The sequence below is a fragment of the Microbacterium songi genome, assembly GCF_042747925.1.
Classification (GTDB): domain Bacteria; phylum Actinomycetota; class Actinomycetes; order Actinomycetales; family Microbacteriaceae; genus Microbacterium.
Map to the genome: position 1 here is coordinate 92512 of NZ_JBHZIE010000007.1, position 26210 is coordinate 118721.

A 26210-nucleotide genomic window follows, 5' to 3' on the forward strand; every position below is an offset into this window, starting at 1 on the left:
CATCGTGCACGTGCTCTACGACCGCCACTGCCGTCACTCCGTCGTGAGCCGTGTCGGATGCACGGTAAACCCCCTCGGGAACCTGCATCCGACGCGGCTCGCGGACCGGGGCCCAGGTCGCGCTCAGCGGCTGGGTGCCAGCGACACCCCGTTCATGGTGTCGTCGAAACCATCGGCGGCCCGACGCGCAGCCTGGATGAGGCCGGCCGTGTCGGTGATCGACCCGTCCATGAGGCCGGGTTCAAGCGCGGCGGCGAGCACCCCCGCGACGAAGGGCGCCGCGAAGGACGTTCCGCTCCAGAGCGCGAAACCACCGGTGAAGTCGTCAGGTTTGATGCTCTCGCGGCGCATGCCGTACCGGTCGTTGCGCGACCCCGCCTGCACACCGCCGAGGAACGGTGGTGACGTGCTCAGCACCGCCGCCCCGGGCGCGTAGACCTTCACCCACGCCCCGAGGTTGCTGAACAGCGCGACCGACGCGCGGTGGGGGTTGAGCGCCCCCACGCTCACGTGCGGCGCGGCATCGTCGGGGTCGTCGACCGCAAACTGCGCGCCGGGCCAGTCCCACAGCGCCGCGGGGAAGGCGGGCCGGTCCGTCGCGTCGTTGCCGGCCGAGCAGACGACCGCGCACCCGTGCCGGCGCGCGACGACGAGCAGCTGCGACAGCGTGTGGTCGAACAGCTCGTCCTCGGGGGTCTCGTGATAATAGCCGAGAGACAGGTTGAGCACGTCGACCCTGCGGCCCCCGTCCTCGACGGGCGTCGTCATCATCTTCACGATCGTCCGAATCGCCAGCATGAACTGGCCCTCCAGCAGAGTGCCGACGCTGTCGGCGACCCGGACCGCGATGATGTCGGCCTCGGGGCAGACCTGACGGATGATGCCGGCGATGAACGTCCCGTGACCGGCCGAGGGATCGAGCGCCCCGTCGTATGCACCCACGATGTCGCCGTGTGTCTCGGGATCGGTCGCGGGGTCGTCCATGCCGATCACCTCGCCGTCGAACGTCGGGGAGCGCGTGACGATCTTCTCCGGCAGCCAGGAGTGCCGGCCGCATCCGGTGTCGAGCACCGCGACGACGGGACGACGACCCCCCGCGGCCAGCTCGCGACGCCGCTCGGGGGCGGGCCCGATGTAGTCGACGACCTGCCTGCCGCCGCTGCCGACCATCGCGTATCCGCCCGTTCCGGGGACGTTGGTGCTCCCGAACGGGTTCGTGCTGCCATAGGGATTCGTGCTGCCGAACGGATTCGTGCTGCCGAACGGGTTGGTGCTGCCGAAGGGGTTGGTGCTGCCGAACGGGTCGACGCTGAGCACGTGATCGAGCGAGACCCCGGCGAGGTCCCGACCGAACCGCGCCCGCGCACGCTGGAGCAGGCGCCAGGCGTCGATGGGCGGCACGGGCTGGTCGTCCTTGTCGGGGCTCGGCTGAGGGAAGATCTCGACGCGGTGGATCGTCGGCAGATCGAGCTCCCGCCGGGCGCGCTCCGCCCGCTCCACGGCTCGGTCGCGCTCCAGAGGCGTCCCGTCGAGGTTCTGCAGCTCGATCCCCCAGCCGAAATCGGATGCCGCCTCCCGAAGCCGGGTGAGCAGCTCGTCGAGCTCGGCGCCGGTGCTGAGCAGCAGGTGGTCCGCGGCGTACACCGTGGGGTAGGCGTCCACGCCACGCACCGGCTCGCTGCGCGGATCGAGAGGCACCCCCTGTGCGCGCGCCGCGTCGTATCGCCTGCGCCAATCGACCGGACGCTGATCACGCGCATCATCGGAGGCGGAGGGGGGCAGGTCTGTCATGGTCTCTCCTTCGGGTCCGCGTCAGGTGCGCGGGGGCATTGCGGTGTCCGGCCGGTCGGTGCCGGGACGATCGGATGCCGCGGCGGGGGCCGCGGCATCCGATCAGATCTCGAACTGGGGTGTCTGGAACTCGCGCAGCTCGCCGTCGTCGGCCCGCACGACCAGGCGGATGCGCGAGATCCCGGACGCCACCTCGTCGAAGGCGAACCGGCCGTGTTCGGCGGCCTCGGCCGACCGCTCGCTCTCGCCCTGTGCGAGGCGTATGGCAAGGGTGGGCGCGTCGATCCACCCGTCGATGCGGTGCTGACCCGACTCGAGGGTGCTGATGTGCAGCAGCACGTTGGTGCTCCCGTCGCTGAACTGCAGGGTCGCGGTCTCGGCCTCGCCGCGCGTCGCCGAGACCGCCGCTCCCTCCACGAGGGTCAGCAGGGCGTACTCACGACTCAGGTCCTCGACGGCGACGGCCGCCACCATCCGATCGACGAGTCCGGCCGGGACGGGATCCACCTGCATCCACGCCGTTCGCAGCCGCGCGAAGAGCGCCGCATCGGCCGCGTACCCGTCCGCAGGGTGATCGTCAACGTCCATGGTTCTCTCCTCCCGGTGCCGCGTTCTCCCACAGGGTGCGCAGCTTCGCCAAGCAGCGCTGGCGCGTCGGCCCGATGGAGCCGACGGGCATGGCGAGGTCCGCCGCGATCCGCGCATAATCCGGGCGCTCATCGAACGCCACGACGCGCAGCAGACGCTGGCAGCGGTCGTTCAACTCCCCCACCAGTCGCCACAGGCGGTGCGATTCGTCGCTGACCGTCACCTCGTCCTCGGCCGAGGCCGCGGTCGGCAGATGCGGCTCCAGCGACTCCGTCTCGGTGGCGTCGGACCGACGATGGAGTTTGCCGACGCGCCAGGCCTCGCGACGCGCGCACGTCGTCAGCCAACCCGAGATCGCGAGCGGCTCGGTGATGGATCCGTGCCGTCGGACGAGCGTCATCCACGTCGTCTGGACGACGTCCTCCGCGAGCGCAGTGTCGAGGCCGTAGGCGCGGACGACATGCCAGAGCACAGGGGTCATGATGCGCACGAGCTCGTCCATCGCGCGGGTGTCCCCCTCGCGCCAGCGCAGGAACAGGGCGGCCGCACGTTCCCACCGCGGGAGGCCGCTCGCGTCGCCGGCGCCGGCGGACGCGTCGGTCGGGTCGGTCGGGTCGGCCGCACCCGCACGATCGATCGCCGTCATAGCGCCCATTGTCTCCACACAGACAGGGAGTGCGATAGGGCAATCGGTGATACATCCGTCATCGCGTTCGTCCGCGGGCGCCGCCGCCATAGACTCCCTGCATGACGACCGCGCCCCTGCTCTACGTCTGCGTGCGTCCCCAGAAGGGGGCCGCGGCCGCCGAGTACGAGTCCTTCCGGCGCGCGACGCGGCTCGACGAAACGCGCCTGCATCAGCACGACCTCGTGGCGGAGGCGCTGCCCGCGGACGCGTTCGAGAAGTACAGCGGGTTCCTGGTCGGGGGCAGCCCTTTCAACGTGACCGATCCCGAGACGAGCAAGCACGACGTGCAGCGGCGGCTCGAGGGCGATCTCGCCCGTATCGCCGATCGCGTGCTGGACGGGTCGGCTCCGCCGGTCGCCGCGATCTTCACCTGCTACGGGATCGGCGTCGTGACGAGGATGCTGGGGGGCACGGTCTCTCGCGGATACCCGGAGGACACCGGGCCCACGACCGTGACCCTCACGCCGGCCGGCCAGGGAGACGACCTCCTCGGCGGGCTCGCGTCGCAGTTCGCCGCCCTGACCGCGCACAAAGAGGGTTCGGCCGAGGTCCCCCCCGGTGCCGAGCTGCTGGCCGTCAACGACGCGTGCCCCGTGCAGGCCTACCGGGTCGGCGAGCGCCTCTACGCCACGCAGTTCCACCCCGAGCCGACGACGAAGGCCTTCACCGAGCGGATGGCCGTCTACCGAGACGACGGCTACTTCGCGGCGAACGACTACAAGGCCGTCGCCGGTCGTGTGCTCGCGTCATCCGTCACCGAGCCGGCGCGGATGCTGCGTGCCTTCGCGCGGTCGTTCGGCCCCGCCGACGCCGCCTGACGACGGCGCGATCCTCGCACCGATCCGTGCGGGGTGGTGTCAGTCCCCTTGCGGGCGGAGCATCCGCAGCCCGGCGACCAGGAGCGCCGGCACGAGGACGGCCACGGCGACGATGACGGCGGTCACGCCGATCCCCGTGCTGTGCGGCTCCCCCGTCAGCCGACCGACCGCCAGCCACGTCAGTCCCCACGCGAGGGCGAGGCCGGGCGCGATGCGCCAGCCGCTGATCCACGCGATCGCGATCCCGATGACGGCGACGACGACGAGCACGGCGATGCCGATGGGGGTCGCGGCATCCGCCCACTCGGCGGGCACGCTCACCGTCAGCCACGCGGCCGTGTTGGCCACCGTCGCGAGAGTGACCCACCCGAGGTGCAGTCCGGTCACGCCGTCGATGAGGATCGCGTCGACCAGGCCGTCGTCGGGAACCCGCGTGACGACCGCACGGTGGAACGTGAACCCCAGGGCGATCAGCAGGGCGACGATCGCGAGGACCGTCAGCGGCAGGGTCGCGAACTGCGCGACGACGAGCCAGAGCCCGTTGAGCACCGCGGTCAGGGCGATCAGCCAGCCGAGCTCGCGCTGACGCGGGTTCGCGCGCTGCTGGGGCAGCGCCTGCCAGATCGTGTAGATGATCAGCCCGACGTAGATGACGGACCAGATCGAGAACGCCTGGCGGGCGGGCGCCAGATAGGAGGCATCCGCGTCGAGGGCACCGTTCTGCAGGTCCTGCACGGCCGAGCCACCGAACAGGCCGATGCCGACCATCGCGCCGATCAGCATGAACGACACCGCCGAGATCACGACGATCTGGCGGACGAGATCGAGGCCGACCGGAGTCTGGGAAGCGCGCGACGAGTGTGCCATGTGATCGAGACTAAGCGGATCGGAGGCGTGCGCATCGGGGCTTGACATGCCCGGCTGCGGAAACGGCGCTCACTCGAGCGGACCCACGACCACGGCCGACTCGGACGGCACCACCACTTCCCCGTCGTCGACCTCGGCCGCGGCATCCGTCGTCAGCAGGATGCCGCGGTCCGCCGAGACATCCCACGCGACCGGCTCCGTGGTCAGGTTCACCAGCACCGACAGCTCGCCGTGTGCGAAAGCGAACGCGCGGTCGGCGGGGTCGCTCGACTCCTGGGAGCCGCTCGCCGCGGCCAGAGTGGCGAAAGCCGGGTCGGTCAGCGACGGCCAGCGCCGTCGCAGCGCTCCGAGGTCGCGGTAGAGCTGCAGGAGGCGCGCGTGATCATCCTGCTCGACCTCGCTCCAGTCCAGCTTGGAGCGCTCGAAGGTCTGCGGATCCTGCGGGTTGGGAACGAGCGACTCATCCCACCCCATCTTCGTGAACTCCTCGAGACGCCCGTGGGAGACCGCGTCGCCGAGCTCGGGTTCGGGGTGCGACGTGAAGAACTGCCAGGGCGTCGACGCGCCCCACTCCTCACCCATGAACAGCATCGGGGTGTACGGAGAAAGCAGCGTGAGCACCGCGGTCACGGCGAGGCGCCGGTACGACAGATGCTGACTGAGCCGGTCGCCGGCGGCGCGGTTGCCGATCTGGTCGTGGTCCTGCGCAAAGGTGACCAGCCGGGAGGTCGGCACCGTCGCGGGGATGGGGAATCCATGATCGCTGCCGCGGAACGACGAGTACGTGCCGTTGTGGAAGAACCCGTCGGTCCACACCTTGGGAAGCGCCTCGAGGGCCGCGAAGTCCTCGTAGTAGCCGGCCGTCTCGCCGGTCACCGCGACGTGCACCGCGTGGTGGTAGTCGTCGCTCCACTGACCTGCGAGACCGTAGCCTCCGGCCTCGCGCGGCATGATGAGCTTCGGGTCGTTGAGGTCGGACTCGGCGATCAGAGTCAGCGGCCGCCCCAGGTGTGCGGCGAGCGCGTCGGATGCCTCGGCCAGCTCCTGCAGGATGTGCACGTCGCTCGTGTCGTGCAGAGCGTGGACGGCGTCCAGTCTCAGGCCGTCGACGTGGTAGTCCCGCATCCACATCAGCGCGTTCTGCACGATGTAGTCGCGTACGACCGGCTCATCGAGGTTCACGGAGTCGCCCCACGAGTTGCGGGTGCCCTCGCGCAGGTAGGGGCCGAACTCCGGCAGGTAGTTGCCGCTCGGTCCGAGGTGGTTGTAGACGACGTCCTGGATCACCGCGAGACCCCGCGCGTGGGCGGCGTCGACGAACCGCTGGTACGCCGCGGGTCCGCCGTAAGCCTCGTGGACGGTGTACCAGAGCACGCCGTCGTAGCCCCAGTTCCAGACGCCGTTGAAGCCGTTCACCGGCAGCAGCTCGACATGGGTCACACCCAGATCGGCGACGTGGTCGAGGCGCTCGATCGCCGAGTCGAGCGTGCCGCCCGGCGTGAACGTGCCGAGGTGCAGCTCGTAGATGAGGGCGCCCGCGAGGTGGCGCCCCGTCCACTCGCGGTCGGTCCACGCGAAGACCGACGGATCGAACACCGCGGATGCCCCGTGCACTCCCCACGGCTGGCGGCGCGAGCGCGGGTCGGGCCGAAGCTCGTCGCCGTCGCCCAGCACGAACCCGTACTCATCGCCGTCGGCGAGCGCGACCTCGGCGCTCCACCAACCGCCGTCGACGGCCGTCAGCTCGAGGTCGTCCTGGTCGGGCCGGCGCAGCCGGACCCGTTCGGCCCGGGGTGCCCACACATCCACGCTCATCGTCTTCCCTCTCCATCACTCATGCGTACGACCGCTCGGCGAAATGCGGGTCGAGACCGGGGCGCCGCTCACTCCGCCACCAGCAGCGCCACGGGGTACACCGACAGCACCTCCGACAGCCGCAGCGTCGAACCGTCGAAGCGGCGCCCGGTGAAAGCATCCGTCACCGCACCTGCGTGCCGCAGGAGGGCGGTGTCACCCCATCCTCCGCGGGCCTCCAGCCCGACCGGCAGCCGGGTCGCGACGACGAGGGCCCCGCCCCGGTCATAGGCGATCGCGTGATCCGCAGCCGGACCCACCACCGTCATCGGGGTGTATCGCGCGAAGAGCTCGGGGCGGTCGCGACGCAGCCGCAGGGCGCGGGAGACGACCAGGAGCTTCGCCGCACCGGTCTCGTCCACGGGCGGCACGAGGCCCCCGTCGAGCTCGGCGAGCAGCCGACGTCGCTCCTCGTAGTCGACGGCGCGGCGGTTGTCGGGGTCGACGAGCGACGTCTCCCAGAGCTCGCTGCCCTGGTAGACGTCGGGGACGCCGGGGCCCGCGAGCTGCAGCAGCTTGAGGGAGAGCGAATTCGACCAGCCGGGCGCCGAGATCTCGGCGACGAAGCCGCGCAGGAGTGCCGCGAGATCGGCGTCGTCGAACACCGCGTCGACCAGCGCGTGCATACCGTCTTCGAATGCGGCGTCGGGGTCGAACCAGTTCGTCCGCTCGGCTGCTTCGCGGGCGGCCTTCTCGGCATAGTCGTGCAGCCGCTCGCGCGATGCGGGCCACGAGCCGACGATCGCCTGATAGAGCAGGTTGTCGAACGGACCGTGACCCGTCGACGCGATCGCGCGGGAGGCGTCGAGCACATCGGCCCAGCGCTGCGGGACCTCCGCGAGCACGTCGAGGCGCGCGCGGACGTCTTCGCCCCGCTTCGTGTCGTGCGTCGACAGTGTCGTCATCGCGCGCGGCCACCCCGACTGCCGCGTCGCCTGCGCACGGTGGTACTCGTCGACCGTCGACGAGAAGAGCCCCGGGTCTCCCCCCACCTCGGTGAGAGAGCCCAACCGCGTGTAGCGGTAGAACGCGCGGTCCTCCACGCCCTTGGCCATCACCGGTCCCGCCGTCTGCTGGAAGCGCTGCGCGACCTCCTCGGACGGGTCGGCGAGCACCGGAACGAGTGCGTCGATCGCATCGGTCAGATCAGGACGGTGAGCGGATGCCGCGGCCGCCGCCTGCGCGAGCCACCTGCGTCCGGCCGGGAGGTAGGAACGGTAGGTCGGGAAGCAGGCCAGCAGTTCGGCGAGGGCATCGCGCGCCCGCTCGGGCGGGAGGTCGATCGATGCGGGCAGGGTACGGACGAGTCGGCCCACTTCGGCGGCCTGGGTGGTGTCTGCCACGTCGCGCTTCGTGTCGTGGATCAGCTCGTGCCAGCTCTGCGGCTCGGGCAGGTCCGTGCCCGCCCGGAGCCGCGCATCCAGCGCGTCCAGCAGATCCTCGCCGCTCGCGTCGATGAGCACGCGTTCCCCCTCGCCGAGGGCGTCGTACCCGGTCGTGCCGTCGGTCTCCCACCACGCGGCGAGCGCTTCGGGCTCACCCTGCACGTCGGGCTCGAGGATCTTCTCGACCACGACGTAGGTGCCGTCGGTCGCCGCCGCGAGCCGCTCGAGGTAGGCCCCGGGGTCGCGCAGGCCGTCGGGGTGGTCGATCCGCAGACCGTCCGCGAGGCCCTCGCGGATCCACCGGACGACCTCGGCGTGTGTCTCGTCGAACACCCAGGGCACCTCGACGCGCACCCCCGCGAGGGTGGTCACGGTGAAGAAGCGGCGGTGATTGAGCGCGGTCGCCTCGTCGCGCCAGAAGCTCAGCTCGTAGTGCTGTGCGTCCGCGATCGAGCGCACCGTCGCGGCGTCGCGCAGGTCGGCGCCCGCCGGCACCGACCCCGGCGCCAGCGGCAGCACGTGGTCGAAGTAGCGCAGCGTGCCGAAGGGCGCGCGGCGCGAGGCATCCGTCCGGATCTCGATGTCGGCGATCGCTTCGTCGAGCGGGGAGCCGAGGACAGGGACCCGCACGCGGTCGTGGCCGTAGTCCCAGTCGATGTCGAACGCCTCGGCGTAGCTCGAGTCGCGCCCGTGCGTGAGGAGGTCCCACCACCAGTGGTTCTCCCGCGGATCCGCGATGCCCATGTGGTTCGGCACGATGTCGATCAGGATGCCCAGGCCCGCGGCCCGCGCGGACACCGCGAAACGGTCGAGGCCGTCCGCTCCGCCCCTGGCCGGGTCGACCCGGGTGGGATCGACGACGTCGTAGCCGTGGTCCGACCCGGTCGCTGCCGTGAGCAGGGGCGACAGGTACGCCCACCCCACCCCGAGGTCGCGCAGGTAGTCCGTGACGGCGGCCGCCGCATCCAGATCGAAGGCCTGTCGGATCTGCAGGCGGTAGGTCGATGACGGGTGCTCAGACATGGGGCGTCCTCTCGCGGGGTGACCCGCCTATGGAGTGCAGAGTGCCCGCGCCGGACCGATGGGTGACCGCGCGGGCACTCACGGGCTACGACGTGCGCATCTCCGGGGTCGGCGAGGCGCCGGGCACCAGGTCGATCGAGCCCGTCATCACGGCGGCGAGCGACGCCGCGACGGAGTGGTCCGCCTCGACCTCGGGCTCGGAGTGCTCGGCGAGCACCATCGTCGACTTCGCGGACACCTTCACGGTCGCCCCCGGAGGGATCGGACCGGTGTCGGACTGCGCGCCGGCCGTGTCCACGAGGACGTCCCAGTTGGGGCTGAACTCGACGGCGGGGATCGTGAAGTCGATCTCGTCGTCGCTCGCGTTGAACATGATGATGAAGTGCAGGTCGTCGATCGGCTGACCGCGGCGATCACGCTCGCGGATGCCGTCGCCGTTCAGGAACACGCCGATCGCGCGGCCGAAGCCGGAGTCCCAGTCCTCGGGCTGCATCTGCGTGCCGTCGGGCCGCAGCCACACGATGTCGGGCACGCGCTCGCCCTCTTCGCGGCGCACCGGACGCCCGTCGAAGAACCGCCGACGACGGAAGGTCGGATGCTCGCGCCGCAGCTTGGCGAGGGCCGCGGTGAACTCGACCAGCGGGTGATCCATCTGATCCCAGTGCACCCACGTCAGCTCGTTGTCCTGCGCGTAGCCGTTGTTGTTGCCCTGCTGCGTGCGCCCGAGTTCGTCGCCGTGCAGCAGCATCGGCACACCCTGGGAGAGCAGCATCGTCGCGATGAAGTTGCGCTGCTGGCGCGCGCGCATCGTGAGCACCTCGGGGTCGTCGGTCGGACCCTCCACCCCGAAGTTGTACGAGCGGTTGTGCGATTCGCCGTCGTTGTTGTTCTCACCGTTGGCGTCGTTGTGCTTCTCGTTGTAGCTGACGAGGTCGCGGATCGTGAAGCCGTCGTGGGCGGTGACGAAGTTGATGGATGCCACCGGTCGACGACCCGAGTTGGCGTACAGGTCTGCCGAGCCGGTGATGCGCGACGCGAACTCGCCGAGGGTGGCGGGCTCACCGCGCCAGAAGTCGCGGACCGTGTCACGGTACTTGCCGTTCCACTCGGTCCACTGCGGGGGGAAGTTGCCCACCTGGTAGCCGCCGGGGCCGATGTCCCACGGCTCGGCGATGAGCTTGACCTGCGAGACCACCGGGTCCTGCTGCACGAGCTCGAAGAAGGTCGACAGCCGGTCGACGTCGTAGAACTCCCGAGCCAGCGTGGAGGCGAGGTCGAATCGGAAGCCGTCGACGTGCATCTCGAGCACCCAGTACCGCAGCGAGTCCATGATGAGTTGCAGCGTGTGCGGGTTGCCGACGTTCATGCTGTTGCCGGTGCCGGTGTAGTCGGTGTAATACCGCTTGTCGTTGTCCTCGAGTCGGTAGTAGGCCGCGTTGTCGATGCCGCGCATCGAGAGCGTCGGGCCCATGTGGTTGCCCTCGGCGGTGTGGTTGTACACCACGTCGAGGATGACCTCGATGCCCGCGGCGTGCAGGGCGCGGACCATCCCCTTGAACTCCTGCACCTGCTGACCGCGCTGGCCTGTGGCCGCGTAGGAGTTCTGGGGCGCGAGGAAGGCGATCGTGTTGTAGCCCCAATAGTTCGACAGTCCCTTTTCCTGAAGGGTCGAATCGTTGACGAACTGGTGCACCGGCATGAGCTCGATTGCCGTCACGCCGAGCTTCTTCAGGTGCTCGATGATCGCCGGGTGGGCGATGCCGCCGTACGTGCCGCGCAGCTCTTCGGGAACGTCGGGGTGCAGTTCGGTGAGGCCCTTCACGTGGGCTTCGTAGATGAACGACTCGGAGTACGGCGTCTTCGGCTGACGGTCACCGGCCCAGTCGAAGAAGGGGTTGATGACGACCCCCTTCATCATCGAGGCGGCGGAATCCAGATCGTTGCGGGAATCCGGGTCGCCGAAGTTGTACGAGAAGACCGACTGGTTCCAGTTGACCTGCCCGTCGACCGCCTTCGCGTACGGGTCCAGGAGCAGTTTGTTCGGGTTGTAGCGATTGCCGCTCGCCGGGTCGTAGTCGCCGTACACGCGGTAGCCGTAGCGCTGGCCGGGTCCGATCGTCGGCAGGTAGACGTGCCAGACGAAGGCATCGACTTCGAGCAGCGGGACGCGGGTCTCCTTCCCGCGGTCGCCGAACAGGCAGAGCTCGACGCGCTCAGCCCCCTCGCTGAAGATCGCGAAGTTCGTGCCGTTCCCGTCGAACGTCGCCCCCAGCGGATAGCTCGATCCTGGCCATGACTGCATGTCTCGATCCCCTCTTTCAACCTCCCCACCTTAGTCGAGCGTGGTCACGCTGCCCGGCGGAGGGCCCGTTCGAGCATGGTCGATGGCGCGGAAAGGGTCCCGGGTCTTGACAGAGGGTCAGTTCGCACCCAAGGGCGGGCGCAGCAGCAGCTCGACCCGTTCGTCGAGGTAACCGGCGAGCGGAGCGCGCATCGCCGAGCCGCTCCACTGCACGAGGGGCTCGCCGTCCACGACACTGAGGGGGACGGATGCCGCGCCCCGTGCGATCGCGTCGAGGTCGAGCCGGCGCCACCCGACGTGCACCGCCCGTCCATCGGGGAAGCCTCCGCGTGCGGCCGCGGCGGCGAGCGCAGACCTCGCCCGCTGCGACTCCGCCGTGTAGCCGCGCGGGGCCTCGGTGCGCGCGCGCACGATCTCGCCGGTCGCCAGCACCTCGTCGGCGGTGAGCAGCAGCACGCCGAGATGCCAGGCCTCGCCGTAGGGCTTGATGCGGTCGGCGCGGGCGATGCTGAGGAAGCGCCGACCCGTCAGCAGTTCGCCGAGCGCCTCCTGCGGCGCCCCCTCGAGACGTTCGCGCGCCCGGGAGAAGAGCCCGTGCAGGTCGGTCACGGTCGGCCGGCCGCTGCGCGCACGCTCGTGATCACGCCGGCCCCTCGGCGACCGCGGTGCGCACGCTCGCGCGCTCGCCGCGCAGCCCCATCGCCACGAGCGGGAAGACGAGCACCGACAGCATCCCGGCTCCCACGAGCACCGAGGCGAAGCCGGTCGACAGCACACCGTCGGCGACCGCGACCGAGGTCACGGCGACGATGATCGGAAGGCCCGTCGCCCCCATCAGCATGACCGACCAGCGTTCCTTCGCACTCGCCCCCGCGGGCGCGGCGAGCATCGAGGGGAGACCGCGGACGACGAGCAGCGCGAGCAGCGCCGCCGCCACGCCGACGAGCAGCAGGGGCTGCTCGAAGAAAGAGGTGAGGTCGAAGGTCACCCCGGTGTAGACGAAGAACACCGGCACGAGGAAGCCGAACGCGATCGCCTCGATCTTGCTCTCCACCGCCTCGCGGTCGGCCTCCTTCGCCTCGCGCATGATGAGTCGCCAGACGATGCCGGCGGTGAACGCCCCGAGGAGGAAGTCGATGTCGAGGACGACGCTGATCACGACGAGGGTGGCGAGGATGAGCAGCACGACCCTCATCGCGAACTGCCCCGAGGTGTGCAGCGTCGCGTTCACGAAGGAGTGGAATCGGCCCTGCGGCGCGCGCATGGCCCACCAGATCGCCAGGGCGGCGATCAACGCGAAGAGCGCGAGGACGATCGTCGACAGTCCGGGCTCGCGGCTGCCGAGGAAGATCGAGATGGCGATCAGGGGTCCGAATTCGCCCACGGCGCCGACCGCGCTCACGGCGTGACCGAAGGGCGTGCCGAGCTCGCGGGCGTCCCGCAGGATCGGCAGCAGCGTGCCGAGTGCCGTCGACGACAGGGCGATGCCGATGATGATGGCGGGCTCGCCCGGCGCGATGAGCCAGCCGAGCACGCATCCGACCGCGATGCTGATCACCCAGCCGAGCACCGACCGCCGACCGGATCGCCCGGCCAGCGACGAGAACTGGATCTCGGTGCCGGCGACGAAGAACAGCAGCGCGAGACCGAATTGCGACAGGGCGGCGGCGAAGTCGGAGGCCTGCGCCCAGTTGAGGACGCTCGGGCCGACCAGGATGCCGAGCAGCAGCTCGAACACCACGATGGGCACCGGCAGCCACCGTGCGATCCCGCGCGAGAGCAGCGGTGCGAGTACAGCGACCAGCGGGATGATGAAGAGTGTGCTGCCGTCGAGGTCCACGCGTTCACAGTAGCGACAGCGGGGCCGCCGCCGTCGGGTCAGCGCACCTTGGCGTCGAGGAACTCCATGAGTGCCGGCACGGCCAGGTAGGCCACCGTGCCGTGCGTGGCGGACGAGATCGGCTCGTACGTGACGTCGATGCCGAGGGAAGCTTCGTGCTGCGCGAAGGCCTGGGTGTCGGCGGGGACGACGAGGGTGTCATCCAGGCCCTGCGCGAGGAACAGGGGCGCGTCGAACCCGGTCTGCCCCGCCGAATTCTCGGCGAACAGCCCCGCCCACGGCTCGGTCTTCGTCGGATCGCGGGAGGTGAATGCGCCCACCAGCGGTTCGCCGATCCTATGCAGCTCGGTGATGTTCGACAGCAGGCAGAGTGACGTCATCTGCGGGATGAGGGCCACCGCCGCGGGGGTGAGGATGTCCGCGAGGTCGGCGCCCGCGACGGACGGTCCGTAAACGCCCGCGTACGCCGCGAAGGCATAGGACCCGATCGTCACGCCGGAGATGTCGTCGAGGTGCGCAGCCATCAGCGACGTGAGGTCGGCCGCCGGTGCCGCGGCCGCGACCGCCTGGATCTTCAGCTCCGGCGCGTAGGTCGCCGCCCGCTCCGCCGCGAACAGCACCGCCTGCCCGCCTTGGGAATGCCCCCACAGCACGACGCGGTCGCTCGCGTTCACAGCCGGGATGTGCTGGGCGGCCCGGACGGCGTCGAGCACGTTGTTGCCCGCGGTCTCGCCGATCAGGTAGGAGTTGGCACCGGGCGTCCCCATACCCAGATAATCCGTGCCGACGACGGCGTACCCCCGGTCCAGGAGCGCGCGGAGTCCCTCGATGAGGAAGAAGGGGTCGAATCCGGACGACGGCGCGCAGTCGGTCGCGGAGCCCGTGGTCGGATGTCCCCACGAGACGATCGTGCGCCCGCCGGCGGGGGGCGGCGTGAGCGGCACCACGAGGATGCCCGTCACGATCACGTCCGCGTCATTCAGGTCGCGGGAGTGGTACATGAGGCGCCACGCGCGTGCGCCCGCGGGGGCGCCGAGGAGCTCCTCCGATTTGAGGATGTCGCCGGGGGCGCCGGCGGGTGCGGGCGAGGGCTGCGCATAGAAGGCCGCGACGCCGGGTCGCTCGGCGGCGTCGCCCGCGACGCGGATCTCCTCGGCCGTGATGACGACGATCGCGACGGCGAGCACTGCAGCGAAGAATCCGACGATGAGGCGATGGGCACGGCGAGCCTTCCGGGGGGCGGAGGCGGGCGGCACGGCGGTGTCGGGATCGGCGCGGTCCGGCGGGCCGGGGTCGGTCACGACGGCACTCCGGCCCGGGCGGCGTCACGCGCGGCACGGGCGTCATCGGCGAGCGACCGGGCCGTCTGGTGCTCCGCCGTACGCTCGTCGAGATCGGATGCTGCGGTCGAGGCATCCGCGCGCAGCGCGTCGAGCTGCGCCTGCACGTCGTCGATGCGCTCCTGCAGATGGCCGGCGCGCTCCCGCGCCTTGGCCTCGCGAGCCGCGGTCCTGGCGACGTCCCGGTCCGCGTCGGCGAGCGCCCGCTCCGCTTCGCGCAGTACGCGCTCGGCCTCCTTGCGTGCGCGGCGCTCCGCCAGGTCGTCGCGGGTGCGGGGCTGAGCTGCGGACGCGGGGGCCGATCCCGCGACGGCGCCCTCGAGATCGACCTCCTCGAGGCCCGAAGCGCGGAGCGTCCGCACGAGACGGCCGGAGCCGACCGCGGCGGCGGCCGCGGCATCCGTCATCGCGGCGTTCAGCGTGTTCTCGATCTCGTCGCGAGCACTCTGACTGACGGCCACTCCTCGCGCGCGGGCGAGCCCGACCGCGTCGGCGGCGAGGGCCGCGACCAACGCTCGCCGCTGCCGCCCCAGTCGACTGAGCTCGGCTGCGTCCAGGTCTTCCTGCGCCTCGCGCAGCTCGGCCGCGAGCTCGAGGGCGTCGCCCAGCCGCTGACCCTGAGCGAGCAGGTTGACCGCCCACGCCGCCACCGTCGGCTTCCGGAGCGCCCGGATGGCCTTGGCCGCCGCCCGATCGGTCGTGGCGTCCGCGCGGGTGTTGCGGGCGGCCGTGAACTCCCCGGGCTCCCTCGCGTACAGCTCGGCGGCCGCAGCGTCCACCGACGCGCCGTTCTCGGCGGAGGTCGCGGCATCGCCCATGACGCCATTCTGTCGCCCGGCGCGCGCGAGCGCGAGCGGCGGGTTCAGCCGGCGATGCGTGCGGCTTGACGAGCCGCGCCGAGCGCGACGTACTCCCCCGGAGCGGGCACGTCCACCGGCAGACCCAGGACGAGCGGAGCGATACGGCGCACCGCCTCCGACTGCGCACCGCCGCCGACGAGCAGCGCCCGTTCGAGAGGCACCCCGAGCCCGCGCAGCGCTTCGAGTCCGGCGGCGAGACCGCCGAGCATGCCTTCGACCGCGGCACGGGCGAGGTTCTCACGCGTCGTCGAGGCCAGTGTCATACCCGAGAGCGAGGCCGTGGCGTCCGGCAGGTTGGGTGTGCGCTCGCCTTCGAAGTAGGGCACGAGCGTCAAGCCCCCGGCACCCTCGGGCGCAGCCAGCGCCAGCTCGCTGAGCTCGCCATGGCCGACGCCGAGGAGTCGCGCCGTCACGTCCAGAACACGGGCGGCGTTGAGCGTGGCCACCAGCGGCAGGAAGTGCCCGTCGGCGTCGGCGAACCCCGCGACGGTACCGGTCGGATCGATCGTGCGGTCGGCGCTGACGGCGAACACCGTGCCGCTCGTGCCGATCGAGACGACGACGTCTCCCGGTCCGGCCCCGAGACCGAGCGCGGCGCCGGCGTTGTCGCCCGCGCCCGCGCCGACGCGTCGGCCGTCCGCGTCGAGGACATGGTCGAGGGGTCCGAGCACACGCGGCAGCACGGCATCGTGCCCGAGGGCCGCGCGCAGAAGCTCGCGGTCGTAGCCGTCGTCCTGCGGAGTGAAGTACCCCGTGCCCGAGGCATCCGAGCGATCGGTGACGAGCTCACCGAGCACCGGGCCGAGTGCGGACTCGCCCTCGGGGCCGTAGCCGCGCAGCCGCCAGGTCAGCCAGTCGTGGGGCAGTGCCACCGCCGCCGCGCGGGCGGCGTTGTCGGGTTCGGCGTCGCGCAACCAGCGCAGTTTCGTGATCGTGAAGGAGGCGACGGGCACGAGCCCCGTGCGCCGCGCGAGCTCTTCCGCGCCGAACTCCGCGATCAGGTCCGCCGCCGCGCCGGCCGAGCGCGTGTCGTTCCACAGCAGAGCGGGTCGGATGACGTGCCCGCGATCATCGAGCACGACCATGCCGTGCTGCTGTCCGCCGATCGCCCAGGCGGTGACGTCGTCCATACCGCCGGCGTCGGCGATCGCGGACTGGAGGGCACTCCACCAGGCGGCGGGGTCGACCTCGGTGCCGTCGGGGTGCGCGGCGCGCCCCTCACGAACGACACGGCCGGTCGCGGCATCCGTGATCACGACCTTGCAGGACTGCGTCGACGAGTCGACTCCCATGGCGAATGTCATCTGTCTCTCTTCTCACGTCTTCTCTCGCCGAAGCTCCGTGGCGACGGTGGCCCACGTCGTCAAGCCAGACGGATACGGGGCCGCCGCGACGGCGGCCCCGCACGGGTCAGCGGGCGCCGAGCAGGTGCTCGGTGGCCAGCTGCTGCAGCCGCACGAAGCCGAAGCCCTTGCCGCCGTAATACGCGTCCGTGTCGAAGTCCTCGTACGCCGAGCGGTCGGCGAGGAAGTCGTCGTACGTCTCACCCTCGTTCAGCGTGGGCACCGACAACTCGTCGACCTTGGCGGCGGCGAGCGCTTCCTGCACCTCCGGATCGGCGCGGAAGGCCGCGGCGCGCTCCTTGAGCAGGAGGTAGGTGCGCATGTTGGCGGCCGCCGAGTCCCAGACACCGTTCTCGTCTTCGGTGCGCGACGGCTTGTAGTCGAAGTGACGCGGCCCGTCGTAGGCGGGGACCCCACCCGGGCCGCCGTTCTCGAGCAGATCGACGAGGGCGAACGCGTTGTGCAGGTCGCCGTGACCGAAGACCAGGTCCTGGTCGTACTTGATGCCGCGCTGTCCGTTGAGGTCGATGTGGAAGAGCTTGCCGTGGTACAGCGCCTGCGCGATACCCGCGGCGAAGTTCAAGCCGGCCATCTGCTCGTGACCGGTCTCCGGGTTCACGCCGACGAGCTCGGGGCGCTCGAGCGAGTCGATGAATGCGATCGCGTGGCCGAGCGTAGGCAGCAGGATGTCGCCGCGGGGCTCGTTGGGCTTGGGCTCGATGGCGAAGCGGATGTCGTAGCCCTTATCGGTCACGTAGTCGCCGAGCAGGTTGACGGCCTCACGGTAGCGCTCAAGCGCCTGACGGATGTCTTTCGCGGAGTCGTACTCGGCGCCCTCGCGCCCGCCCCACATGACGAACGTCTTCGCGCCCAGCTCGGCGCCGAGGTCGAGCTGACGGAAGACCTTGCGCAACGCGAAGCGACGGACGTCGCGGTCGTTGGAGGTGAAGCCGCCGTCCTTGAACACCGGAGCCGAGAACAGGTTGGTGGTGACCATGGGCACGATCAGACCGGTGTCGGCCAGAGCACCCTTGAGCCGGTCGATCTGCGTCTGACGCTCGGCGTCCGTGGAGCTGAACGCGAACAGGTCGTCGTCGTGGAAGGTGAGGCCGTAGGCGCCGAGTTCGGCGAGCTTCTCGACGGCGTGGACGGTGTCCAGCGGCGGACGGGTCGGCCCGCCGAACGGGTCGGCGCCGTTGTAGCCGACGGTCCAGAGACCGAACGAGAACTTGTCGTCATGGGTGGGGGTGGGGCCAGAAGTCTGGGTGGGCATGTCGCTCCTTCGCGGGAATTGTTGCGGTTAACAACCTATAACAGATCGGATGCCGCGTCCACCCCCGAGGAGGACGGCAGACGCACGTCGATCCGAGTCGGACCGGGGTTCGGGAACGATAGGACGACCGTGCGCCCGCCTCGCGCGGTCGCCTCGTATTCGCCCGCGAAGCCGCGGAAGCGGACGACGCCCTCGGCATCCGCCACCAGCGTCGTCGGCGGCATCCACCACTCGCCTTTGATGAGGTCGTGGACCGCCGTGTACGAGGGCTTGACCGTCCCGTCCGCCCGGACGAGCCCCACCGGTGCGCCGAGCCACGCTCCGTCGTCACTCAGCCCCCAGTAGTTGACGGCCTGCACCGACGGATGCGACACGAGCGAACGGTAATGGCGGACGAGCTCATCCGCTTGCCGCTCTTCACCCTCGGGGGTCGAGGGCCACTCGTCGATCTGATAGTCGTTGAGATCTTCGATCTCGGGCGGCATGATGTGACCCGACACGATGGTGGTCTCGGTCATGTGCAGCGGGAGGCCGAACCGGGCGAACCGATCGACGACGGCCAGGACGGCATCCTCGCCGCGATAGCCCTGGTGCATGTGAGTCTGCAGTCCGATCGCATCGATCTGCACACCGGCCTCGAGTACACCCTCGATGAGGCATTCGTAGGCCGAACCGAGGTCGAAATCGTTGATGAGAAGGGTGGCGCCCGGATTGGTCCGCCTCGCCTCCTCGAACGCGAGTCGCACGGTGGGAATACGGCCGAGCTCGCGGGCCATCCGCGTGATGCCGTTGTCGCCGTTGTCGAAGACGGGCATGATGACGGCCTCGTTGATGGCGTCCCACGTGTCGATCAGGCCGGCGAAATCACCGACATCCCGGCGGATGCGCTCGCGCTGCGCCTGCTCCACCTCGGCCACCGGCAGATCGAGCAGCCAGGGCGCCGTGACGGTGTGCCAGACGAGGGGGTGACCTTTGACGGTCACACCGCGGTCGGCGAAGCGCTGCGCGGCGGCTCGCAATCGCGCGGTGTCGGGTCTGCCCCGCTCGGGCTCGAAGCGACCCCAGTAGAACGGGAGGGTCGCCGTGTTGTACAGATCGAGCCACAGCGCCTCGAGGTGCTCGAGCCGCTCGAGCTGTCGACCGGTCCCGCCGCCGAACGTCTCGACGTCCTCGTGCGCGTGGTGATCGGGATCGCCGCCGGCAAGCGGGAGGAAATCGAATCCGATGTTGCCGAACGAGAAGGCGTGGCGTGTCTGCGCGACGGTCACCGAAGCACCCGGCAGGGGTTGACCGGCATCGTCGAGCACCCTCATGGTCACGTCGGCGATGCGATGCCTCAGGGAGGGATCGATCGGGGGAACAGCAGCGGCCACGGCGTCGCATCCTCACATGTCGTCGGGGCCCCCACTTTCACACACGGGCGAGGCCTGCGGACGACGATGGCCGACCGAAAACGGAGTCGACAGTAGGGGCGCCCGCGCCCGCGGAATCTCGCCGGAACTTTCGAAGAGTTTTCGCAACTTTCCGGTAACGGTCGGCCCGTGACCTCATCGCGCGCTCATATGTTGGCCCAAGCCACAAACCCCAGCGCAAAGGAGCGCCCCCATGATGCGCCACTCGATTCGTCGTGTTCTGACCGTCATCTCGACCGCCGCCCTCGCGGCGGCGACCCTGGTGGTGCTGCCGGCCTCCGCCGCCACCGCCGATCCGATTCCGATATCCGCGGTGGACTTCGAGGATGGAACGACCGGCGCGTGGACAGCGAGCGGCGGCGGCCCGGGCACCCTGAGCGTCGTGGACATCGAGGGCGGCAAGGCCCTGCTCGTCACCGACCGCGATGCCGACTACGTGGGGCTGCAGAGCCCGGCGGGGATCTACACGCCCGGCTCGTCGTACAGCTTCTCGATGCGCACCCGGCTCGCCGAGGGCACGGTCGGTACGGCGGGCGTGCGTTTCGTCATGAAGCCGTCCTACACGTGGATCGGCGACACCACGATGACGGCGGATGCCTGGACCACCGTCACCGGAGAGTTCACCGTGCCGGCCGACGCCGATGCCGCGTCCCTGCAGGTGTACATCGGCACCGCCGATCTGACCGGCCCCTACAGCTACCTGGTCGACGACATCGAGGTGACCACCGATGACGGCGGCACACCGGGCGCCGAGGTCGTCCCCGGCGGAGCGGTCAACCCCGTCCCCACACCCGTCGGCCTCGCACAGGGCACGGGCGACGTCGCCGCGCTCACGTTCGACGACGGCCCGAACCCCGGGACCACGCCGGCCCTGCTCGACTACCTCGCCGCCAACGACATCCGCGCGGTCTTCTGCGTGATCGGTCAGAACATCACCGCTCCCGGCGGCGCAGACATCCTCAAGCGCATCGTCGCCGAGGGACACACGCTGTGCAACCACTCCACCACCTACGACGACATGGGCTCGCTCTCGCAGTCCGCTGCCCGCGAGCGGATGGCGCAGAACCTCGAGATCATCCGCACCGCACTGGGCGATCCGAACGCGCAGGTGCCGTTCTTCCGTGCTCCGAACGGCAGCTGGGGCCAGACCCCGGCCGCCGCGGTGTCGCTCGGCATGCAGCCCCTCGCCGTCGTGAACACCATCAACGACTGGGCGACGCAAGACGTCCCGACCCTCACCGCCAACCTGCGCGCCGCCATCAAGCCGGGCGAGATCGTCCTGACCCATGACGGTGGCGGCGACCGCAACGGCACGCTGGCGGCGGTCACGACCGTCGTCTCGGAGCGGCTCGCCGCCGGCTGGGAGTTCACGCTTCCGGTGGGCACGCCGGCATCGGAGAGCACCACCGCGATCAGCACCGACTTCGAAGACGGACTGGACGGCTGGGCACCTCGGGACAGCGGATCGGGCGCGCCGAGCGTCGGGATCACGACCGCCGATGCCCACGCGGGAGCGCAGGCCGCCGCGGTCACCGCGCGGACCTCTCAGGGAAGCGGCATCGGCCGTGATGTGACGGGCATCCTCGAGACCGGAGTGACCTATGACCTGTCCGCGTGGGTGCGCTTCGCACCCGGCCAGCCCACGGACGCCGTGTGGCTGAGCATGGCGCGCACCAACGACGGCGCGACGAGCTATTCGACGATCGGCCAGTTCACCGGTGTGACCAACAGCGGGTGGAGCGAGGTGACCGCCACGTTCACCATGGGACCCGCTGAGAGCGCCCTGCTGTACTTCGAGACGAACTACAACGGCACGAACACGTCCGACCTGCTGTTCGACGACATCACCGTGGCCACCCCCGGCCCCGGCACCGTCGAAGACCTTCTGCCTCTGAAGGACACGGCGGACTTCCCCGTCGGTGTCGCGATCGATTCCCGCGAGACCACGGGTCCGGCATCCGATCTGCTCCTTCGCCACTTCGACCAGGTGACGAGTGAGAACTACATGAAGCCCGAGGCCTGGTACGACGCGGCGGGTGAATTCACGCCGAACCCTGAGGCCGACACGCTCATGGCGTACGCGCAGGATAACGATCTGCGGGTCTACGGTCACACGCTCGCCTGGCACAGCCAGACACCGGCGTTCTTCTTCCAGGACGACGACGGTCAGCCGTTGACCGACGGTGAGGCGGACCAGCAGATTCTGCGCGACCGCCTGCGCACGCACATCTACTCGGTCGCGCAGCACTTGAGCGACACCTACGGGGAGTTCGGCGGCGACACCAACCCGCTCGTCGCGTTCGACGTCGTCAACGAGGTCGTCTCCGACGGCAACGAATACGAAGACGGGCTGCGCCGCAGCGAGTGGTACCGGATCCTGGGCGAGGAGTTCATCGACCTCGCATTCCAGTACGCGGATGACGCGTTCAACGGCGAGTTCGCCGCAGAAGGTTCCGACCGGCCCATCACGCTGATCATCAACGACTACAACACGGAGCAGACCGGCAAGCAGGCGCGTCTGCACGCACTCGTCGAGCGGATGCTGGCGCGCGGGGTTCCGGTCGACGGCGTCGGTCACCAGTTCCACGTGAGCCTGTCCTTCCCCGTCACCGCGCTCGAGGACGCGATCGTCGCCTTCGAGGACCTCCCGGTGACGCAGGCCGTCACCGAGCTCGACGTCACCACGGGCACCCCGGTCACCCCGGCGAGCCTGATCGAACAGGCCTACTACTACCGCGACGCGTTCCGGGCCTTCCGCGAGCACGCCGACGACCTGTTCTCGGTCACGGTCTGGGGTCTCACGGACGGCCGGAGCTGGCGCTCCGGCTCGGGCGCCCCGCTGCTGTTCGACGACGCGCTGCAGGGCAAGCCGGCGTACTACGGTGCGGCCGACCTCGACCTGCCGGCCCGTCCGCGCACGGCCAACGTGTTCCAGGGCGACGTGCCGCTCGACGCCGATGCACCCGCATCGCTCGAGTGGCGGAAGCTGCCGCTCAACACGATCGACGAATCGGCCTCGTTCCAGCTGCGGTGGAGCCCGGATCACCTGACCGCGTACGTCCGCGTCGAGGACGCGACCCCCGAGGTGACGGACGGGGTGGCGTTCGAGTACGGCGGAAGCACCGTGACCGCGGGCCGCACCGGAGGAGGAGACGTGGATGCCGTCGTCGCCGAGCGCGACGGAGGGTACGACATGGTCGCCACCTTGCCGCTGAGCACGGCCGTCGCACAGGGGGCCACGCTCGACCTGGACGTCCGTGTCACCGACGGCACGACCGTGCGCGGATGGAACACCCCGGGAGCCCTCGGTACGCTCACGCTGCTCGAGCCGGTGTCCTACCTCGAGGTGGCAGCCACCGCCGATGCACCGGCGATCGACGGATCGGTCGACCCCGCGTGGTCCGTGGCCGGGTCCATCGTCACGGAGAAGCAGGTCGAGGGTACGGGCGGCGCTACGGCCACGGTCCGCACGCTGTGGCGGGATCAGACGCTGTACGTGCTGGCAGAGGTCGCCGATCCGGTCGTCGACGTCACCGGTTCCGATCCCTGGATCCAGGACTCGGTCGAGATCTTCGTCGATCCGGGGAACGCGAAGAACGGCTCGTACCGCTACGACGACTCGCAGATCCGGATCAGTGCGGCCAATGCCGTCTCTTTCGGCACCGGCGATGAGCCGTTCCAGCGGAACCGCGTGCAGAGCGCGACGACACTCGTCGACGGCGGATACGTCGTCGAGGCGGCGATCAGCCTTCTCGAGTACGGCGGGGAGGGCACCTTCCACGGCCTGGACTTCCAGGTCAACGACGCCTCGAACGGGCAGCGCAGCGGCATCCGCAACTGGGCCGACCCCACCGGCGCCGGCTACCAGTCCACCGCCCGGTGGGGCGTCGGACAGCTCGTCGCGGCCGAAGCCCCCGAGCCGACCGCCGTCGTCAACACGGTCGTACCGTCGATCTCGGGGACACCCGAGGTCGGACGGACACTGCAAGCGGATGCCGGCACCTGGGAGCCTGCGGGCGCCACCTTCGCCTACCAGTGGCAGGCTGACGGCGTCGACATCCCCTCGGCGACCGCCGCGACCTATCGGGTGAAGAGGGCGGATGCGGGCTCAGCGATCTCGGTGGTGGTCACGGCCTCCGCTCCGGGTCTCGACTCGGGGACCGCTGCGTCGGAGTCCGTCGCCGTCCTGGCGACATCCCGCACGAGTCTGTCGCTCTCACGGGTGCTCTCGATCGGGAACCAGCGCACCACCGCCACGATCGTGGTGAGGTCGGCCGCAGCACTGGAGGGCGGCACCGTGCAGGTGACGGTCAACGGGGCCGCGGTGGGGGCGCCGGTCGCCGTGGGTGCCGACGGGAGGGTGAGCGTCACGCTGCCGCGTCTGCGGACGGGCATCTACATCGTGCGCGCCGAGTTCAGTGGCACCCCGACGACGTCGGGTTCGACCAGCGGGGTGGGGCTGCTCGTGCAGCTGTTCTGATCCTCGCTCGGGCCGGTCGCCCCGCACCGCAACGCGCGGTGCGGGGCGACCGACGACGGGCTCACCCCGGCCGATCTTCTATGGTGAGTTCCGTGAGCGATCTGTCCGGCATGAGCACCGAGGGCGTCCGCCAGCGCAATCTCGCCCGCATCCTCCGGCTCGTGCACCTCGAAGGCCCGCTGTCGCGAGCCACCCTCACGGAACTCACCGGCCTCAATCGGTCGACCGTCGCCGACCTCGTCGGCGAACTCGTCCGCGGAGGTCTCGTCGAGGAGCGTGCTCCGGATCCGTCCCGCCGGGTCGGCCGACCGTCTCCGATCGTGTCGATCGCGTCGCGCGTCCTCGCGATCGCGGTGAATCCCGAGGTCGACGCGCTCACGATCGCGGCCGTGGGTCTGGACCGGGGCATCCCGGTCCGCGAACGCATCGATCTCGACCGCCTGATCACCCCGGCCGAGACCGCGGCGCTCGTCGCGGAGCGGATCTCGCAGTGGCGTGCCGGACCGCTCGCCGACGCGCGCATCGTGGCGATCGGCCTGGCCGTCCCCGGGCTGGTCCGCGTCGCCGACGGACTCGTCCGCAACGCCCCGCACTTGAACTGGGTCGACGAACCCGTCCGCGATCTCGTCGCCGCCGCCACCGGTCTGCCGACGGCCGTCGGCAACGATGCCAGCCTCGGAGCCCTCGCTGAGCATCTGTTCGGCGCCGCGCGCGGCATCGATGACGTCGTCTACCTCAACGGCGGGGCGAGCGGCATCGGCGGAGGGCTGATCGTCCACGGGATGCCCGTGGGCGGCGCCGGTGGCTACGCGGGCGAATTCGGACAGAACCGCCCCGGCATCGCCGCCGACTCCGACCGGCGCGCCCGGGGAGGCGTCCTCGAGGACGAGGTGAGCCGTGCCCGGCTGCTCGACGTCGTGGGCGTGGGCTCAGCCGACGAGCCGACGCTGGCCGCGCTGCTCTCCGCGACCGAGGATCCGGCGGCGGCCGCGGAGCTCGTGCGCCAGCGCGGCATCCTGGCCACGGCCCTCGCCAATGCGGTGAACGTGCTCAATCCTTCGGTCGTGGTCCTCGGCGGGTTCCTCGCGACGATCGCCGAGCGCGATCTGCCCGGCCTCACCGCCGCCGTCAGCGATTTCGCGATGCCGGCGAGCATGGAGGGCCTCGACATCCGCGTCGCCGTCCTGGCCGAGGACCGTCTGCTCATCGGCGCCGCGGAGGCGGCGTTCGGCGAGCTGCTGGCCGATCCGCTCGGCCTCCGCCACCGGCTCTCCGTCCGCTGAGGCGTCGCGTCTCACGCGCCGACGGCCTCGTCCCGACCCTCGCGGGGCGGAGCGGTCGTCGCCCTCGGCACCAGTCGGGTGGGAAGGCGTACATGCGTCTGCTCCGGGGAGTCGCCGTTCATGAGCGAGACCAGGAGCGTCGCGGCCGTCGCCCCCAGCCGCTGCATGGGCTGGCGCACGGTACTGAGCTGCGGCACCATCTGCGTGGCCTCGGGGACGTCGTCGAAGCCGATCACGGACAGGTCCGCCGGCACCGCCAGCCCCAGTTCGGCCGCCACCTCCAGGACGGCGAAGGCCGACAGGTCGTTGGCGGCGAAGATCGCGGTGGGCCGATCCGGTCGCGTCAGCAGTTCCGCTGCCGCGCCGCGCGCGGTGTGCTGCTCGTAGAGCCCCGCACCCACGAGCGCGGGATCGAAGCGCAGACCCGCATCCGACAGCGCCTTCCGATAGCCGGCGTCACGCAGGATCGACGAACGCAGGTCGGGTCGTCCCGCGACGAAGCCGATCCGGGTGTGTCCGATCGAGATCAGGAACTGCACCGCCTGGAGGGCGCCGCCGAAGCTGTCCGACTCGACGGTGGGGAGATCGGCGGGACCCGTGTGCGGATCGATGGCCACGATCGGCACCTCCGCCGTCACGTTGACGACCGTCGGCGTCACCATGATCACCCCGTCGATGAGAGTCCCGCTCAGGCGACTGAGCGACCTGCGCTCCCAGCCCTCGCTCCCCTGCTGGCGCGCGCCGCTGTAGGCGAGCAGGTCGTAGCCCGAGGTGTGGAGCTCGGCGGCGACGCCCTTGAGGATCTCCGCGCTGAAGGGCTCGAAGTCCGCGACGAGCACGCCGATGACACCCGTCTTGCGCGAACGCATGCTGCTGGCGACGAGGCTCGACTCGTACCCGAGCTCCTTCACGACGCTCAGAACGTGGTCGGCGGTCTCGGTGGCCACCCCGTAGCGGCCGTTCACGGCCTTCGACACGGTGGCGATCGAAACGCCGGCGGCCTCCGCCACATCGTGAATCGTCGTTCGCCGTCCCATGACCGCTCAGCGTAGTCGTGGAAAAG

At 70.4% G+C, this 26210-nt stretch carries 18 protein-coding genes; 3 read left to right on the plus strand and 15 right to left on the minus strand.

Going from position 1 to position 26210, the window contains the following annotated elements; translation table 11 throughout:
- Nucleotides 1-123: 123 nt before the first annotated feature.
- The 3 genes from ACFM35_RS10295 to ACFM35_RS10305 form a co-directional block, all read right to left on the minus strand.
- A complete protein-coding gene (locus tag ACFM35_RS10295) occupies nucleotides 124-1791 on the minus strand; it encodes a S8 family peptidase (RefSeq protein ID WP_378841647.1) in 1668 nt (555 codons plus the stop codon).
- Between the two features lie 102 nt (nucleotides 1792-1893).
- The gene (locus ACFM35_RS10300; protein WP_378841649.1) at nucleotides 1894-2379 is read right to left on the minus strand and encodes a hypothetical protein; all 486 of its coding nucleotides are present in this window, start codon (nucleotides 2377-2379) and stop codon (nucleotides 1894-1896) included.
- On the minus strand, nucleotides 2369-3025 hold the full coding sequence (locus ACFM35_RS10305) for an RNA polymerase sigma factor (RefSeq protein ID WP_378841651.1): 657 nt from the start codon (nucleotides 3023-3025) through the stop codon (nucleotides 2369-2371). Before ACFM35_RS10305 ends, ACFM35_RS10300 begins: the two co-directional genes overlap by 11 nt.
- A gap of 101 nt (nucleotides 3026-3126) precedes the next feature.
- Here ACFM35_RS10305 and ACFM35_RS10310 point away from each other — a divergent pair, with 101 nt between their 5' ends.
- Nucleotides 3127-3885, plus strand: coding sequence for a glutamine amidotransferase-related protein (locus tag ACFM35_RS10310; protein WP_378841653.1), 759 nt, complete (start codon nucleotides 3127-3129; stop codon nucleotides 3883-3885).
- A 39-nt stretch (nucleotides 3886-3924) separates the two neighbouring features.
- Here the strand turns inward: ACFM35_RS10310 and ACFM35_RS10315 are convergent, their stop codons facing one another.
- From ACFM35_RS10315 to ACFM35_RS10365, 11 genes are all read right to left on the minus strand, one after another.
- Complete coding sequence (locus tag ACFM35_RS10315; protein WP_378841655.1) at nucleotides 3925-4752, minus strand: tryptophan-rich sensory protein; 828 nt, start codon at nucleotides 4750-4752, stop codon at nucleotides 3925-3927.
- Nucleotides 4753-4821: 69 nt separating this feature from the next.
- On the minus strand, nucleotides 4822-6567 hold the full coding sequence (treZ, locus tag ACFM35_RS10320) for a malto-oligosyltrehalose trehalohydrolase (protein WP_378841657.1): 1746 nt from the start codon (nucleotides 6565-6567) through the stop codon (nucleotides 4822-4824).
- A 68-nt stretch (nucleotides 6568-6635) separates the two neighbouring features.
- Nucleotides 6636-9014: a malto-oligosyltrehalose synthase gene (treY, locus tag ACFM35_RS10325; protein ID WP_378841659.1), complete on the minus strand. Its 2379-nt coding sequence runs from the start codon at nucleotides 9012-9014 to the stop codon at nucleotides 6636-6638.
- Nucleotides 9015-9099: 85 nt separating this feature from the next.
- Nucleotides 9100-11316 (minus strand): glycogen debranching protein GlgX, encoded by a 2217-nt coding sequence (glgX, locus tag ACFM35_RS10330; RefSeq protein WP_378841661.1) that lies wholly within the window; start codon nucleotides 11314-11316, stop codon nucleotides 9100-9102.
- Between the two features lie 117 nt (nucleotides 11317-11433).
- Nucleotides 11434-11925, minus strand: coding sequence for a glutaminase (locus ACFM35_RS10335; RefSeq protein WP_378841663.1), 492 nt, complete (start codon nucleotides 11923-11925; stop codon nucleotides 11434-11436).
- 31 nt (nucleotides 11926-11956) lie between these two features.
- Nucleotides 11957-13156 carry a cation:proton antiporter gene (locus ACFM35_RS10340; protein ID WP_378841665.1) on the minus strand — a complete coding sequence of 400 codons (1200 nt, stop codon included), beginning with the start codon at nucleotides 13154-13156 and terminating at the stop codon, nucleotides 11957-11959.
- Nucleotides 13157-13194: 38 nt separating this feature from the next.
- Nucleotides 13195-14457, minus strand: a complete 1263-nt coding sequence (locus ACFM35_RS10345) for an alpha/beta fold hydrolase (RefSeq protein ID WP_378841667.1) — start codon at nucleotides 14455-14457, stop codon at nucleotides 13195-13197.
- Nucleotides 14454-15314, minus strand: coding sequence for a transposase (locus ACFM35_RS10350; protein WP_378841669.1), 861 nt, complete (start codon nucleotides 15312-15314; stop codon nucleotides 14454-14456). Before ACFM35_RS10350 ends, ACFM35_RS10345 begins: the two co-directional genes overlap by 4 nt.
- Nucleotides 15315-15358: 44 nt before the next feature.
- Nucleotides 15359-16660, minus strand: coding sequence for a xylulokinase (gene xylB, locus ACFM35_RS10355; RefSeq protein WP_378841671.1), 1302 nt, complete (start codon nucleotides 16658-16660; stop codon nucleotides 15359-15361).
- Nucleotides 16661-16766: 106 nt separating this feature from the next.
- Nucleotides 16767-17972, minus strand: a complete 1206-nt coding sequence (gene xylA / locus ACFM35_RS10360; protein WP_378841673.1) for a xylose isomerase — start codon at nucleotides 17970-17972, stop codon at nucleotides 16767-16769.
- 35 nt (nucleotides 17973-18007) lie between these two features.
- Complete coding sequence (locus ACFM35_RS10365) at nucleotides 18008-19285, minus strand: endo-1,4-beta-xylanase (RefSeq protein ID WP_378841732.1); 1278 nt, start codon at nucleotides 19283-19285, stop codon at nucleotides 18008-18010.
- 292 nt (nucleotides 19286-19577) lie between these two features.
- Between ACFM35_RS10365 and ACFM35_RS10370 the strand changes: the two genes are divergently transcribed.
- Both ACFM35_RS10370 and ACFM35_RS10375 read left to right on the plus strand, forming a co-directional pair.
- Entirely contained in the window at nucleotides 19578-23864 is a 4287-nt protein-coding gene (locus ACFM35_RS10370) for an endo-1,4-beta-xylanase (RefSeq protein ID WP_378841675.1), read from the plus strand.
- A 110-nt stretch (nucleotides 23865-23974) separates the two neighbouring features.
- Nucleotides 23975-25147 carry an ROK family transcriptional regulator gene (locus ACFM35_RS10375; protein ID WP_378841733.1) on the plus strand — a complete coding sequence of 391 codons (1173 nt, stop codon included), beginning with the start codon at nucleotides 23975-23977 and terminating at the stop codon, nucleotides 25145-25147.
- 11 nt (nucleotides 25148-25158) lie between these two features.
- Here ACFM35_RS10375 and ACFM35_RS10380 read toward each other — a convergent pair whose 3' ends face one another.
- Nucleotides 25159-26184, minus strand: a complete 1026-nt coding sequence (locus ACFM35_RS10380; protein ID WP_378841677.1) for a LacI family DNA-binding transcriptional regulator — start codon at nucleotides 26182-26184, stop codon at nucleotides 25159-25161.
- Nucleotides 26185-26210 lie beyond the last annotated feature (26 nt).